This window comes from Actinoplanes sp. ATCC 53533 (assembly GCF_003947245.1).
In genome coordinates this window covers 92,888-107,090 of the sequence record NZ_QHHV01000003.1, presented here as the reverse complement: position 1 = coordinate 107,090, position 14,203 = coordinate 92,888, and the positions used below count along the sequence as shown (strand labels likewise).

Below are 14,203 nucleotides of genomic sequence, written 5' to 3'. Positions count from 1 at the left end.
GAGCCACGCTCGCCGCCCGGGCCGGCGGCCGGTCACGCAGTTGCACAGTTCCGGGGACTGGTTGAGCACCGTGCCGCCGACCACGAGGACGCGCCGCCCGGTCGGCCGGACCGGCTGATCAAGCGATCACCAGCTCGCTGATGAGCCCGTCGCGCAGGCGGAATCCGTAGGTCAGCTCGACCCGCCCGCCCGGGAAGTCGCCCTCCACCAGGGTGCGCACCCGATAGCCGCCGGTGCCGTCGCCGTCGGCCCCGAGCGCCCGCACCGTGTAGGTGAACCGGCCGGCCAGGCCCTCCCGCCACGCCTGGATCTCGGCCCGGCCGTGATGGGTCCGGCCGTCGTCCGCCACGGTGGCGTCCGGTGTGAAGCAGGCTGCCGTCGCCGCGTGTTCCGGACCGGTCCCGAGCCGCAGGTATCGCTCGATGATCTCTGGTACGTCCATGCCAACCGTCCTTCTGTATCGACGCTATAGCCGGTACTATAGCGACGTGAAAGACGAGGCGACCACCCGTGACCGGCTGCTGCTCGCGGCGGCCGAGCTGCTCGACGGGTCCGGCGGCCGTGACGTGTCCACCCGGGCCGTCTGCGAGCGGGCCGGCGTCAGCGCCCCCACGCTCTACCACCACTTCGGCAGCAAGCAGGGGCTCGTCGACGCGGTGGTCAACTACGGCTTCGCCCAATACGTCGCCGGCGCGGCCGACTCCGGCGACCCCGTCGCCGACCTGCGCGCCGGCTGGGACGCCCACGTGCGATACGGCCTCGACAACCCGTCGTTCTACGTGCTGCTGCACGGCCGGATCCGCACCGGTGTGCCGTGCGCGGTGACCGGGCCCGCCACGGCGGCGCTCAGCCGGCTGCTCGACGCGGCGGCGGGGCGCGGGCTGCTGCGCGCGCCGGTGGCGGACGCCGCCGCCCAGATCCTCGCGGCGAACGTCGGGGTGACGCTGAGCCTGATCGGCCGGCCCGCCGCCGAGCGCGACCTCGGGCTGTCCGTGCGGGCCCGCGAGGCCGCGCTCGACGCGGTCCTGACCACAGCCGAGGCCGCGCCCGCCGGCGTCACGCGGGCCGGCGCGGCCGTCACGCTGCGGGCCGCGCTGGCGGCCGATCCGGCGGGGTTGACCCCGGGCGAGGCGGGCCTGCTGGGTGAGCTTCTGGACCGTCTGGCACGGGGTTGACCCTGGCCGAGGCAGCCTGCCGGGTGAGCTTCTCTACTGCCTCGCGCAGGGCTGACCCTGGCCGAGGCAGCCTGCCGGGTGAGCTTCTCGACGCGTCTCACCCGGGGTTGACCTCGGCCGAGGCGACCTGTTGGGTGAGCTTCTCGACCGCCTCGCCCGGGGTTGTCCCCGGCCGAGGCGACCCGTCGCTACCGAAACGGAGCCTGCCCGGTGATCCTCGACTGGCCCGCCTGCCGCAACGCCCGCGACCTGGGCGGGCTGCCCACTCAGGACGGCGGCCGGATCCGCGGCGGCGCGCTGCTGCGCTCCGACAACCACGCCGCGCTGACACCGGCGGCGGTCGCGGCCGTCCGGGCGTCCGGGGTGTCGCGGGTCGTGGATCTGCGCCGGCCCCGCGAGCTGGCAGAGCTGCCGAGCCCGTTCGCCGCCGACCCGATCTACGCGCACGTCCCGATGCTCCCGGACGAGATCGACTACGAGCACCCGGACGACTCGTACGGGCCGCTGCTCGACCACAACAAGGAGCGCGTGGCGGCCGCGTTCCGGGCGGTCGCCGAGGCCCCGCCGGGTGGTGTGGTCGTGCACTGCCGCGGCGGCCGCGACCGCACGGGCGTCCTGGTCGCCCTCGCGCTGACGGTCGCCGGGGTCGGCCCGGAGGCGGTGGCCGAGGACTACGCGCTCACCGAGGACTCCCCGGCCGTCGCCATGCTGATGACGCTCGCGCACGCCGAGCGGGTCTACGGCGGGGTCGAGTCCTACCTGCGCGGCGCCGGTGTCGAGCAGCGCCACCTCGACGCGGTCCGGGAGCGCCTGCGCGAGCCGGCCTTCCTCACCGAGACCCGCAGCGGCTGGGGCGCCTTCGCCGAGGACTACGCGGAGCTGTTCCGCGGCGAGCTGGCCGCCAAGATCTGGGACCGGGCGCTGCTGGGCGGCTTCGCCGAGCTGGTCCGGGCCGCGCCGGGCCCGGTCGTCGAGGTCGGCTCCGGCCCCGGCGTCACCACCGCCTACCTGCACGGCCTGGGCCTCGACATCAGCGGCATCGACCTCTCCCCGGAGATGGTGGCCGTCGCGCGCCGCGATCACCCCCAGGTCCGCTACGAGGTCGGCTCCATGACGGACCTGAGGCTGCCCGACGCGTCCCTGGCCGGGCTGGTGGCCTGGTATTCCGTGATCAACGTGCCGGACGAGGCGCTGCCCGCGGTGTTCGCCGGGTTCCACCGCGTGCTCGCCCCGGGCGCCCCGGTGATCATGGCGTTCCAGGTCGGCGACGAGACCAGGGTCCGCGAGGACATCACCTTCCACCGCCGCCGGCCCGAGGCCGTCGCCGCACTGCTCGCGGCGGCCGGCCTGGAACCGGTGCTGCGGACGGTCCGCGAGCCCGCCGAGCATCCGGGCCTGGTCGAGCAGGTGCCACAGGCCTACCTGGTGGCCCGCCGCACGTAGTCGGGACTAGTCGGGACCGGCCCGGGTGGCGGCCAGCGACCCCAGCAGCGCCAGGGCGTCGGCCGACGGGCTGCCCGGCGGCGCGTGATAGACGACGAGCTGCTGCCCGGGCGCCGACCGGACGTCGAACGTGTGCATCATCAGGTCGAGCTCGCCGACCTCACCGTGCACGAGGCGTTTGCTCTCCAGCGTCTTGCCGGTGACATCGCTGCTCGCCCAGAGCCGCCGGAACTCCTCGCTGTGCTCCAGCAGGGTGCCGACCACGGCGCGGATGCGCGGATCGCCGGGGGCCGCGCCGGCGGCCAGCTTGAGCGCCCCGACGCTGCTGCGCGCCACCGCCGCCCAGTCCCGGTAGAAGGTCCGGGCCGGCGGCTCGAGGAAGACCGAAGCGATGAAGTTCTCGCGGCTTTCGACGTGCGCGAACAACGCCTCGGCGAGCGGATTGCGGGCCAGGATGTCGTAGGCCCGGCCGAAGACGATCGCCGGATTCCCCGGCCAGGCGGCGAGCAGGGCGATCAGCGCGGGGTCGGCGATCTCCGCCGAGCCGGGCAGCGGGGAAACAGGCAGCAGACCCGCCATCCGGTACGCGTGCAGCCGCTGGTCGCCGCTCATCCGCAGCACCCGGGCGAGGGCGTCGAGCACCTGCGGGGACGGATGCCGCTCCCGGCCCTGCTCGAGCCGGATGTAGTAGTCCACGCTCATCCCGGCCAGCGCGGCGACCTCCTCGCGCCGCAGCCCCGCGACGCGCCGCCCGGCCGACACGGGCAGCCCGACCTGCTGCGGCAGCACCGCGGCCCGCCGCGCCCTCAGGAAGTCACCCAGCATCACGTCGCTCCCGGCCATGACCGATTATCGCCGCGCCGCGGCGCGGCGAAGGACCATCCCGGCATGATGCAGGACGTCGTCGACGAAGTCCCCGTCGGCGGTGAAGCCGGTGTCATCCAGGTAGTCGATATGGTCACCGCTGACGGCATAGCGACCGGTGTACGCGCGCTCGCGGTCGCCACGCGCCTCGACGTAGCGCCCGTCCGCCAGCAGCTCATGCCGGATGCGGCCGTCGCCGGTGACCCACATGCCCACGTACGGGTGGCCGACCGTGCCGGCTGCCTGCTGCTCATCTGTCATGCCGTCGACGGTAGGAGCGAATCGCGGCCGGAGGGAGGCCGCGCCGCACCCACCCTCAGCGGCAGGCCACCGGATCCCTGGTGACGCCCGGTATGCGGGACCGGGGCTCATCAGCTGGACGCGGTGCCCGGATGCCGGACCGTCGGGTGCCTGCGATTCGCGGGGGAGGGCTACCGTCTGGCCTGTGGTGAGATTCCCGGTCGATGATGTCGTCCCCGCGGTTGAGGCGGTGCCGACCCAGGCTCTCGGCAAGCTGTTCGCGGGCGCGCTGGCGGTCGGTGGCGACCCGGCGCGGCAGGTGGTCGCGCCCGATGGGGTGCACCCGTTGCTGAGCGCGGTGGGGCGGGCGTTCGCCGAGCATCGTCCGCTGGTGCTGTCGCCGGACGCGGTGTGGCTGACGATCGCCCAGGGCGTGGCCCAACACGTACGCCTGCACGCCGAGCAGTTGCGGCCGGAACTGGTGTCGCACCCGGGCCGCAAGCGGCTTGAGGTGGTCCACTTCGGCCCGATGCCCACGGACGCCGAGTCCTGGCGCGGGCTGGTGCGGTCGTTCAGCCGGCAACTCGCCGACGAGGTCAGCCAGGCCGAGCTGTTCGCGTGCGACTTCTCGACCAGCACCGACGTCGAGCGCGTCGCGGGGCAGATCGTGCTGCTGGACGCGTACTCGCCGTACTTCTCGCTCTGGCTGACGTGCGTCTGCGGCATTCCCTCGATCACGGTGACGGGCACCGTCGCCGACTGGCGGAAGATCCGTGAGCGGGTGGACGCGCTGGCCGCGTTCGGGCTGGACCGCTGGCGCCGGTCGCTGGTGCCGATCGCCGACCAGTTCGTGCGGGCGGCGGCGGGCGACGTGGACACGGCGTTCTGGCAGCGCATCTACAATCCGGCGGATGCCTACGGCGGCGAGGTGATCACCGGCTGGGCGGCGCGGCTCTACCCGTACCTCAAGGCCGACGGCGTCGTCGACCGGCCGAACCCGTTGCTGGACCTACCGATCGGCGAACCTCGTGAGCTGGCCTCCGGCCGGCTGGGCTACAGCGGACCGGGAGTGCGCAGCGACACGGTCCCGGCCACGCTCTCCCGAGTGATCGTCAACGTGAACGACCGCGCCGAGGGGGACAACCGCACGGTTGCCCTGCACGCCGGTCTGGTCGCCGTCGCCCAGGACCGTGACGGCGCGCTGCGGCCGGTCGCCGGGTGGCACCTGACCCCCGCGCAGCCGCAGATCGACGACGCCATCGACCGGATCGTCCGCGACCACCACGCCACCCCGCCCCAGGACGATCAGCTGCTCTTCGCCTCCGCCGACCTCGCCGCGCTCTATCGCAGCATCGGATCGGCGTCCCTGTTCGACGGCGCCTGGCGGATCCGGCCCGTCGAGGAGCACGGCCACGTGCGCCGCGGCCACGGCCGCCGGAGCATCGTCACGGTCATCGACCTGGCCGACGGCCGCACGATCGGCGCGGCCATCGACTACACCACCCAGTCCCTGCACTGGCTCGCCTGCCACCTCGAACAAGTCACCAACGAGGAGCCGGCCCTGGTGCTGCGCGGGGAGCCCGCCGACGTCCCGCTCTACGGCACCTCGCTGACCCTGTTGCTCACCGCCGCCCTCGAAACCGGCGGCGACATCAGTCACCTGGAGACCGGCCGACTCGACGACCTCGACGACCTCGACGACCTGAACGGGACATCCGCACCGGGCCCGGACCGGCCCGCCGCGGCGCAACAGTCCGACCGGCGACCACCGCGGCTGCCATCGCCCGATCTCCCCATCGACCAGCAGATCGCCGAGATCCGGCAAGCCAAAGAATCCGCCGTCGACGAGCAGAACTTCGCAGCGGCCGCGGACCTCCGCGTCCTCGAGAAGGAACTCCTCGCCAGAGCGAAGCAGAGCCCGCCACCCGCGCCCTGAACACTTCGGTGGTGCGTTCCCGCCGGACCGGCGGTTACCCGCTGGACGAACCCGCCGGCGCGGACGTCACCGCACCCACGCGCACCTGGATCATGTCGGTGGGGCACCCGAGTTCGGTGACCGGGCCGCCCACCCCGCCGAGGCGGAGGTCTTGGCGGCGGGTGTCCCGGCGAGCCTGTACGGCGCGGAGCTCTACGACAAACTGGGGATCGACGCCGCGGGGAACCCGTCCCGGAGCTCATGATCGACGTCCTGCCCGGTCCCGGCTACGACCCGGCTACCTGCGCAGTCGCCGGAATGTGTGACTCGGATCACCCGCGGATTCGATGCCGGGATTCGGTGTGCGGCCATAAGCGGGTGTGACGTTCAAGCTTGGAGAGGCCGAACTGGTGGCGCTGCCGCAACCCGATGTCGACATCGGAGTGCCGGGGCGCAGCGACGAGTCGGCCGTGTACGACCTGCTTCTGGCCGGGGACCGGGACGCCTTTACCACGCTGTACGAGCAGCACGCGGAGCGCGTCTGGAATTTCGCGTACCGGCTGACGGGCTCGTGGGTGGAGGCCGATGACCTGCTGTCGGCGGTGTTCCTGACCGCTTGGCGCCGGCGGCGGGACATGCGCCTGGTGTCGGGCAGCGCGTTGCCCTGGCTCTATGTGGTCACGACCAATATCCGCCGCGGTGAACGTCGCGGGTTCGTTCGTTTGCGTCGGGCTCTGCCGCGACTGGTTTCCCGCGACACCCCAGATCACGCCGAGCAGGTGGCGGAACGCGACGCCGCGGCGGAGCGGCTCCGTCGCGTACTGCTCGCGGTTGACCGGCTGCCGCGGGCTCAGCGTGAGGCGGTGCGTCTGTGCCTGCTCGGCGATACAGCCGTCGAGGACGCTGCCCAGATCCTCGGGATCAGCGTGCACAGTGTGCGGGCACGACTCAGCCGCGCTCGTGTTCGCCTGCACGACATCGTTACGGAGGACTGACATGGTGGATTTCGAGAAGCTGCCCGCGCCGCGACCGCTACCTCCCGCGGTGCGTGCCGCCGCTCGTCAGCGTCTGGGCGAAGGGATCTCTGAGCGCACTGTCGCGGTCCGCCGGGGTCGCTCGGTCATGGCATCGACCGGAGCCATCACAGCGGTCCTCGCGGTGATGGGCTTGGGCGCCGCGGCGTTGGCATCCCTGCGACCCGAGACGGCGGTCGTGGGAGCTGACAGCGAAGATGCGATCAGGCAGCTGCCGCCGCCCGTGCCCGAGGAGATGTACAGGTTGCGGGTCGCCGCGGCGCCCGCCGACGTCCAGCGATGCGAGGCAGCCCCTGCTGCGGCTGGCGAGGCGAGCGGGTGGCAGCCGATGTTCACCGCGTCGGCGCGAGGGGTCACCGTGATCGCCTTTCGGGCGACCACCGGCATCCGCTTCTGTGAGCTCACACCGGCGACCGTGTCCGTGTCCGCGGCCGCACCGGCCTCCGACGCGGCCGCGACCATCACCTATGTCTCGCGATTCGGAACTGTCGCCGGGGTCGTCGCCCAGGACGTCAACTCGGTCGACGTCGCAGACCCGCTGCTGCGGTGGAGCATGACCGAGCAAGGGGAGCCCGCCCTGGTGCGCGACGGGGCTTTCGTGCTGCCGAATTCAGTGACGGCGGCACCGAGCGGTCTCACACTGAATCTCGGCGGTTCGCCTCTGCGCACTGCCGAGTCGATCTCCGTGCCGGCCGCGGGGCTTCCCGCTCAGGTCACGCCGCGGGTGGACCGCCCCCAGCCGGCTCCGGACAGCGACTCCGCGGCCGCCGTGGGCTTCTCCACATGTGCACAGGACAAGACCGTCGCACCTCTGATCGATGCGCACAACTGGGCGCCGACCACCTCCGTGACGTTGAACGCCAACGAGACCGTTCATCTGGCCCGCTACCACGGCATGCTGGCAACCTGCCTCATCAGGACGGCGAACGGGCTTCCCGGCAGCGCGGACCTGGTCGTCAATGAGGGCCTTCCCGACGACCGTCGACGCGACACCGAAGCAGAGCCGAACCCGTTCCTGTTCACCACCAGCGTCTTCTACGACTTCTCCGCCACGAGCAGCGACACGCTCGCCGTCACCGGACTCATCACCGACGACCGCGTCGCCAGCGTGGCGATCGGAGGCACCGGCCGCGGACCCGTCACCGCCCGCGTCGTCAACGGAACCTTCGTCGTGCCGGGAGTGAGGCTCAACGACGGCGCCGGCACCAAGAGCGTCACCATCGCCGATCGGGCCGGCAACACGCTCGCGTCGGTGCCGCTGAACGGCACGGAAGAAGCGATCCCCAGCCCGAGCGGCCGTTGATCGTATGCTGCCCCGCATGAATTCGCCGCAGCCGTCCGCGCCGGAGTCCGGGTGGGTCGAGGACCCCGAGGCCGCACCCCATCTGGTCTCGCGGGGCGGGATCGACCACACCCCGGGCGCGGCGTTGGTGACGGTGCGGGGGCGCGCGGTGCTGGCACTGCCGGCCTCGAGCGGCGGCGACTCCGGTCTCGTCCGGGCCGTCGATGTGGCCACCGGCGCGGTGCTGCCGGATCGCGCGCTGCTGCGTTACGAGCGGCATGAGGTCCTGGCGCTCGGCGCCGGCCGTCTCCTGGCGACGTTGGGCCCGCATCGCGACACCGTCGTCGTGCGCGACGCGGTCACGGGCTCGCCGGTCGGCGTGCCGATCCTTCAGGAGCGGCAGACCAGGTCGCTGGCGCTCGCCGTGGTCGACGGGCGGCCGGTGGTGATCACGACGGGGTCCGGCCTGGCGATCTGGGATGTGGCGACGGGTGAGCTGATCGGCAGGCACGAGCGCGTGTTCGGCCGGCACTTCGTCACGTACCAGGGCCGCCTGCTCCTGGTGGCGGAGGCGGCAGCCGACTCGTTGCGGCTGCACGACGTGCTGACCGGCGAAGCCGTCGGGCACCCGCTCAGGTGCGACTTCTCCATGAGCGTCTGGCGGCTGGCGGCTGTCGAACACGACGGCCGGTTGCTCGTCGCCTTCCTCGACTCGCACGCCGACACCAAGGTCTCGCTGTGGGATGTGACCGCCGGCGTCGAGTTGCCGACGGCCCCGCCCGCCGACGATGTCCGGGAGCTCGCCTTCGCGATGGTGAACGGGCGGCCGCTGCTGCTCGTCGCCCGATCCGGGAAGTCCGGACCGCCGCTGACGCTGTGGGATCCGGTCGCCGGGCACCAGGTGCTCCCGGACTTCTTCGCCGGATTCGACGGCGACTGCGCGCTGATAGCGCTGGGAAGCCTCGACGACGGGTTCTTCGTCGTCACCGCCGGCGCGGGTGCCGGACCGTCCGAACTGCTGGTGTGGTCGGCGGAGGGCAGGCGCCGCACGACGCTGGCCGACGGCGCGGTGTGCCGGCTCGCGCCGGGTACGGTCGACGGACGTCCCACGATCGCCCTGGGCGGGGCCGGCGGATCCCTGCGCCTCGTCGATGTGCGGACCGGCCAGGAGTTCACCAGCCCGTACTACGGCGGACCGGTGGACAACGGCTTCATCGGCACCCTGGACGCCGCGGGGCGTGCCGTCGTCATTCTGGGCGGGCGGCCGATGCGCTTGTGGGACGTCGCAGCCGGTGTCCCGGTGGCTCGGCTGAACCGCTCCTCCGGCGGGGTCACCCACTCCGCGGCCGGCGAGCTGGACGGCCGGGCCGTGGTCGCCCTCGTCGCCGGCGCCCGGGGAACGGAAGCCACCCTCAGCGTCTGGGATCCCGCCGCTGACGCGCTGGTCTGCGAGGTCTCGCTGGAGCAGTTCATCGATGACCTGCGGCCGGAGGCCGTGGCGTGCACCGAGATCGACGGGCGTACCGCGGTAGCCGTGGTGATCGGCCGCACGGTGCACTCGTGGGACGCCGCCACCGGGGAATCACTGGGACGGCCGTATCCCGGCGTCGGCAAGTCCATCCTGGCGATGGCCGCTGGCCGGGTCGGCGACCGCCCGGTGCTCGCCGTCGGTGGCAAGGACCGGCTCGTGCACGTGTTCGATCCGGCCACCGGCACGGCCGTCGTGCCGCCCCTGGCCGGCCACTCCGACATCGTGACGGCGGTGGCCGTCGGGACCGCGGACGGCCGTCCGGTGGTGGTATCGGGCAGCTGGGACAACACGGTGCGAGTCTGGGATGCCGTCACCGGCGCCTCCGCCGGCGGGCCGTGGAGCGGGCACGGCGACACCATCCGGGCCGTACGGGTGACCGAGTGGAACGGCGAACCGGTCGTGCTGTCCCACGCGTCGAGCGGTCCGCCACGCATGTGGAGGCTGCGTGCCTCGGCCGGCCGAAGTGGACACACCGCCGCCGTCGGCACCGTTGCCGCCGGCCGGTGGGAGGGCAGGCCGGTCTTCGCCTCGGGCAGCGACGACCGGACCGTACGCCTGTGGGACGCGGCCACCGGGCGGGCACTCGGCCCGGCGCTCACCGAGCATGCCGCGGCCGTCACGCACGTCACCTTCAGCGGCCCCGATCGCGACATCCTCGTCACCGGTGACGAGAGCGGTGTCGTGTTGCGCTGGCGATCGCACGCCGGGGTCCTCCGCGGCGAGCCGCTGACCAGCCTGGGTGGCAGGATCGGCGGGATCGCCACGGCCGAGGTGGACGGTCGCGCGGTGGTGGGGGTCGGCGGCCCGGGCGGAGTTCTGCGCACCTGGGACGCCGCGACGGGTGAAGCTCACGCCGAGCTGCGTGCCGGAGCGGCGGTGGGCCACGTCGACCTGGGCGTGCTGGACGGGCGTCCGGTCGCCTTGACGATCTCGTACGGTGTCACCGATGAGGGGGCGGTGCTGGCCCTGTGGGACGTGATCGCCGGCGAGCAGTCGGGTGAGCCGGTGACGGTGCCGGAGGAATCGGCGAATCTGGGCACGCTCGCGACCGTCGACGGCCGGCTCGTGGTCATCCGGGGGATCGACGCCGGCGACGGCGGCGACTATCACCCGGAGGAGGCAGCCGACGTCGAGGTGGTCGACGTGGCCACCCGCACGGTTCTGCGACGGCACCGGCAGAAGGGGGGATGGACCCACCACGCCATCGTCTCCCGCTCCGCCGGCGGCACCGTCCTGCTGGTCGTGGCCGAGGAAGGGATCGTCGTCGATCCGTTCCAGCCGAACGTCGAACAATCCGAGTACACCGGGCATCGCGCCGCCGTGAAGTGCCTGGCCACCGCCGAGGTCGGCGGGCGCACGATCGTGGCCTCCGGGGACCAGGGCAACGGCCTGCACTTCTGGGACCTGGACACCCGTGAGCGTCTCGGCTGACCGTCAGCGCCGGGCGGCGCGGATCTGCTCGCGCAGGATGTCGGCGTGGCCGCAGTGCTGCGCCAGCTCGCGCAGCATCTGGAGGTAGATCGCCCAGACCGACCGCACCTTCCGGCCGGCGACCACCTGGTCGAGGTCGAGCGTGCCGGCGGTGTGCCGCGATTCCTGACAGGCGGCCCGATGGGCCGCCCGGACGGACTCGATGGTGTCGCTCGTGGTGAGCACGAAGGAGCGGGCGGGGGTACTGGCGACGCCCAGTTCCTTGAGCGAGCGGCCGGTGATGACGTGGTCGAAGTAGAACTTCTCGACGTAGGTGGCGTGTTTGACGAGTCCGAGCAGCGTCGTGCGGGACGGGACGAGCGAGGCTCTCGCTTCCTGCTCGGTCAGTCCGGCGAGGCAGTCGTGCAGTGCCTGGCGATGCTGGTCGAGCAGCTCGTCGAGCCGGCGGCGGAGGTCTCGGGTCCAGGGTTGCGGGTCCATGGCCTGATCATCGGGGGGCGGCCGCCGGACTGGCCAAGAAGTTTGCCGACTGGCAAAGTCGGGTCATGGACGAGATCGACCAGGATGTGCTGACCGGCGTCGGATCCCGGCTGCGGGCGCTGCGGCGGGCCCGCGGGAGCAGCCTCGTCGACCTGGCCCAGGAGACCGGCCTGTCGACGAGCACCCTGTCCCGGCTGGAGAACGGCAAGCGGCGCCCCACGCTGGAGCAGCTGCTGCCGTTGGCCCGGGCGCACGGCGTGCCCCTGGACGACCTCGTCGGCTCCCGGAGCACCGGCGATCCGCGCATCCACCTGCGGCCGGTGTCGCACCGCGGGATGACGTTCATCCCGCTGGCCAGGCGGGCGGGTGGCATCCAGGGGTTCAAGGTGATCTACCCGCCGGCGTCCCGGTGGGGCGCGCCGAGCCCGCGCAGCCACGAGGGCTACGAGTGGTTCTCGGTCCTGAACGGCCACGTCACGTTCGTGCTGCGCGGCCGGACGCTGCGCCTGGGTCCCGGCGAGGCAGCCGAGTTCGACACCCGGGTGCCGCACTGGATCGGCAGCGCCGGCGAGCAGCCCGCCGAGGTGCTCACCCTGATCGGCGTCCAGGGCGAACGGGTGCGCCCGGTAGGCCGGCTGGTTTAACCATTTCGGGGGATTGTGGGGCAGTCGCACAGATTTGCCTTGTTCACGCCCGGCGGATCGGCTGTGCTTCCGCACATGAAGTATGTGCGTTCCATGATCGGCGCTGTGTGTGCCGTTGTCCTTGCCGCCGCGGCACCCGCGGCGGCCGTGCCACCTCCGGGCGACCTGGAGCTGCGATACCTCGGCGAGTTCGCCGACCCGGCGCGCGTCGCCGACAGCAGCGGCAACGGGCTGCACGGGAACATCCTCACCGGGAGCGGCGGCGCCGTGACCTCCGTGGCCGAGCCCGACGGCAATCGCATCCTGCGGTTTCCCGCCGGCAGTTGTCCGACCGCGCCCTGCCCGCAGGCGATCATCCGGCCGGCGAGCACCGTCACGCTCGTACCGGGAGACAACGGGGAAGGCCGGTTCGTGTTCGGTGCCGACATCCGGCTCACCGAGCCGCCGCCGGCGGACGCCGGCATGAACGTGTTCCAGTTCGGTGCGGCGGGCGCCGGCGTCAGCCAGTGGAAGCTGCAGGTCGACTCGGGGCGGCCGTCGTGCCGCTGGTCGGACGGCACGAACTTCGTGTTGCTGCCGGCCGGTGCCGCGGACTTCACCCTCGCGGTCGGCCGGTGGTACCGGGTGACCTGCATCCGCCTGTCGCCGGTGCTGTTCCAGATCCGGGTGCACGACCCGGTGACGGGCAAGCAGGTGCTGCCGCCCGCGCGGCAGACCGGCCAGTTGGCGAACATCCTGCCCAGCGGCGCCGTGGTGATCGGCGGCAAGCGGATCAGTGCGACCCAGACCGACGTCGACACCGACCAGTTCCACGGCGACCTGGACACCGTCGAGTTCGGCCGCCGGATCCTGCCGTCCGACGACGCCTGAGCCCACTCGCGCGCAGTCAGGGTGTGCTGAGGCTGGTGACACGCCGGGCCAGCGCGTCGTTCATGGCCCGGAACTGCGGCAGTGTCTGGTCGTGCAGCCGGCCACGGAAGAACGGCACCGCCACCCCGGAGAACGTCTCGGTCTGGCTGAGCCGGACCCGGCCGCCGTCGACGGGCTCGATCAGGAAGGCGTGCTCGCCGTCGAACACGCCCCCGGGACCGAGCTTGCCCAGCCAGCGCAGCTCGCGGCCGGGTGTCACGGCGAGCAGGGTGGGCGTGAACGTCATCTCCCCGGTGGCGTCGCGCATGGTGTTGGTCAGGGTCGCGCCGACCGCGACGGTGCCGCTGGAGGAGACGATGAAGGGATTCCATTCCTCGTACGCGGGCAGGTCGGTCAGCACCGACCACACCTGCTCCGGGGTGGCGTCGATCGTGATGGCGGAGCGCAGCACGTACGGAACGGTGTTGCTCCAGACGGCGTAGCCGGCGAGTGCGGTCAGCACGAGCGCCGCGGCCCCGAGCAGACGTCGCCGCCTGGGCCTCTTCCGCGTCGGCGGTGGCGTTTCGACCGGGAGCTGAGGCAGGGTCATGGGTGCTCCTTCGTGGACAGTGCGCCGTCGAGTGCGGCGCCGACGAGGCGTTGGAGGTAGGTGCCGTCGACCGGCGAACCGGTGATGAGCACGCGGTAGTAGAGGGCGCCGGCGAGCTGGTCGAGGAGCAGGACCGGGTCGGTGCCGGCCCGCAGCTCGCCACGGTGCGTGGCGTGCTCGACGAGCTCGACGGCGAGCCTGATCCGGCGCGTGTAGAGGCCGCGCATGGCCGCGCCGACGTCGGCGTGCCGGGCCGCGGCCGCCACCAGCTCGGCGACGATGCCGGCGGACGGATCGGCGTCGCCGGACGGACGGCCGGCGCGGCGCACGCTCTCCAGCGTGGCGGCGATCTGGCTCAGGTAGGCGACCAGGTCGGCGCGGACATCGCCGGTGTCGGTGACCGGCACGTCGTGATCGAGCATGTCCGCGTAGACGGCGATGGCGAGGTGGTCCTTGGTGGGCCAGCGACGGTAGAGCGTGGTCTTGGCCACGCCGGCCTGCTGTGCCACCTCGTCGATCGACAGCCCGGCATACCCCGACGACAGCAGCGCGTGCCGCGCGGCCTGGAGAATGCGCCGGCCCGCGTCGCTGTCGCGGGGCCGGCCGCGAGGTGCCTCCATGGATCCCCTCCCGGATATCCGCTACTTGCGTAGCGTAAATAACCTAGCAGGGATCCCGCAATTACGCGACACGAGTTTCGAAAGT

Annotated in this window: 14 protein-coding genes; 8 read left to right on the top strand and 6 right to left on the bottom strand. The window is 72.5% G+C overall.

Translation table 11 applies throughout. The features are described 5' to 3' along the window. Nucleotides 1-118 precede the first annotated feature (118 nt). The gene (locus DMB66_RS00805) at nt 119-442 is read right to left on the bottom strand and encodes a nuclear transport factor 2 family protein (RefSeq protein WP_125802024.1); all 324 of its coding nucleotides are present in this window, start codon (nt 440-442) and stop codon (nt 119-121) included. Between the two features lie 46 nt (nt 443-488). Here DMB66_RS00805 and DMB66_RS00800 point away from each other — a divergent pair, with 46 nt between their 5' ends. Both DMB66_RS00800 and DMB66_RS63360 read left to right on the top strand, forming a co-directional pair. Further along, nucleotides 489-1,175, top strand: coding sequence for a TetR/AcrR family transcriptional regulator (locus tag DMB66_RS00800; protein ID WP_199751627.1), 687 nt, complete (start codon nt 489-491; stop codon nt 1,173-1,175). A 210-nt stretch (nt 1,176-1,385) separates the two neighbouring features. Further along, nucleotides 1,386-2,618 (top strand): tyrosine-protein phosphatase, encoded by a 1,233-nt coding sequence (locus DMB66_RS63360; protein WP_233624195.1) that lies wholly within the window; start codon nt 1,386-1,388, stop codon nt 2,616-2,618. Between the two features lie 6 nt (nt 2,619-2,624). On the opposite strand, the gene DMB66_RS00790 is transcribed toward DMB66_RS63360, so the two are convergent. Together DMB66_RS00790 and DMB66_RS00785 are read right to left on the bottom strand one after the other, a co-directional pair. After that, nucleotides 2,625-3,461 carry a helix-turn-helix transcriptional regulator gene (locus tag DMB66_RS00790; RefSeq protein ID WP_125802022.1) on the bottom strand — a complete coding sequence of 279 codons (837 nt, stop codon included), beginning with the start codon at nt 3,459-3,461 and terminating at the stop codon, nt 2,625-2,627. 6 nt (nt 3,462-3,467) lie between these two features. After that, entirely contained in the window at nt 3,468-3,743 is a 276-nt protein-coding gene (locus tag DMB66_RS00785) for an Atu4866 domain-containing protein (protein ID WP_125802021.1), read from the bottom strand. Nucleotides 3,744-3,927: 184 nt separating this feature from the next. On the opposite strand from DMB66_RS00785, the gene DMB66_RS00780 reads away from it, so the two are divergent. The 4 genes from DMB66_RS00780 (at nt 3,928) to DMB66_RS00760 (ending at nt 10,915) form a co-directional block, all read left to right on the top strand. After that, nucleotides 3,928-5,658 (top strand): DUF4419 domain-containing protein, encoded by a 1,731-nt coding sequence (locus tag DMB66_RS00780; RefSeq protein WP_158647097.1) that lies wholly within the window; start codon nt 3,928-3,930, stop codon nt 5,656-5,658. 359 nt (nt 5,659-6,017) lie between these two features. After that, nucleotides 6,018-6,632 carry an RNA polymerase sigma factor gene (locus tag DMB66_RS00770; protein WP_233624194.1) on the top strand — a complete coding sequence of 205 codons (615 nt, stop codon included), beginning with the start codon at nt 6,018-6,020 and terminating at the stop codon, nt 6,630-6,632. A gap of 127 nt (nt 6,633-6,759) precedes the next feature. Next, nucleotides 6,760-7,974, top strand: a complete 1,215-nt coding sequence (locus DMB66_RS00765) for a hypothetical protein (protein ID WP_125802019.1) — start codon at nt 6,760-6,762, stop codon at nt 7,972-7,974. Between the two features lie 16 nt (nt 7,975-7,990). Next, entirely contained in the window at nt 7,991-10,915 is a 2,925-nt protein-coding gene (locus tag DMB66_RS00760; RefSeq protein ID WP_125802018.1) for a hypothetical protein, read from the top strand. 3 nt (nt 10,916-10,918) lie between these two features. On the opposite strand, the gene DMB66_RS00755 is transcribed toward DMB66_RS00760, so the two are convergent. Then, the gene (locus tag DMB66_RS00755; protein ID WP_125802017.1) at nt 10,919-11,395 is read right to left on the bottom strand and encodes a DinB family protein; all 477 of its coding nucleotides are present in this window, start codon (nt 11,393-11,395) and stop codon (nt 10,919-10,921) included. Between the two features lie 65 nt (nt 11,396-11,460). Between DMB66_RS00755 and DMB66_RS00750 the strand changes: the two genes are divergently transcribed. Both DMB66_RS00750 and DMB66_RS00745 read left to right on the top strand, forming a co-directional pair. Continuing rightward, entirely contained in the window at nt 11,461-12,039 is a 579-nt protein-coding gene (locus DMB66_RS00750; RefSeq protein WP_125802016.1) for a helix-turn-helix domain-containing protein, read from the top strand. A gap of 75 nt (nt 12,040-12,114) precedes the next feature. Next, complete coding sequence (locus tag DMB66_RS00745; protein ID WP_125802015.1) at nt 12,115-12,909, top strand: hypothetical protein; 795 nt, start codon at nt 12,115-12,117, stop codon at nt 12,907-12,909. Nucleotides 12,910-12,925: 16 nt separating this feature from the next. Here the strand turns inward: DMB66_RS00745 and DMB66_RS00740 are convergent, their stop codons facing one another. Together DMB66_RS00740 and DMB66_RS00735 are read right to left on the bottom strand one after the other, a co-directional pair. Beyond that, nucleotides 12,926-13,498: an SRPBCC domain-containing protein gene (locus DMB66_RS00740; protein WP_125802014.1), complete on the bottom strand. Its 573-nt coding sequence runs from the start codon at nt 13,496-13,498 to the stop codon at nt 12,926-12,928. Then, on the bottom strand, nt 13,495-14,118 hold the full coding sequence (locus DMB66_RS00735) for a TetR/AcrR family transcriptional regulator (protein WP_125802013.1): 624 nt from the start codon (nt 14,116-14,118) through the stop codon (nt 13,495-13,497). Before DMB66_RS00735 ends, DMB66_RS00740 begins: the two co-directional genes overlap by 4 nt. Nucleotides 14,119-14,203: the final 85 nt, after the last annotated feature.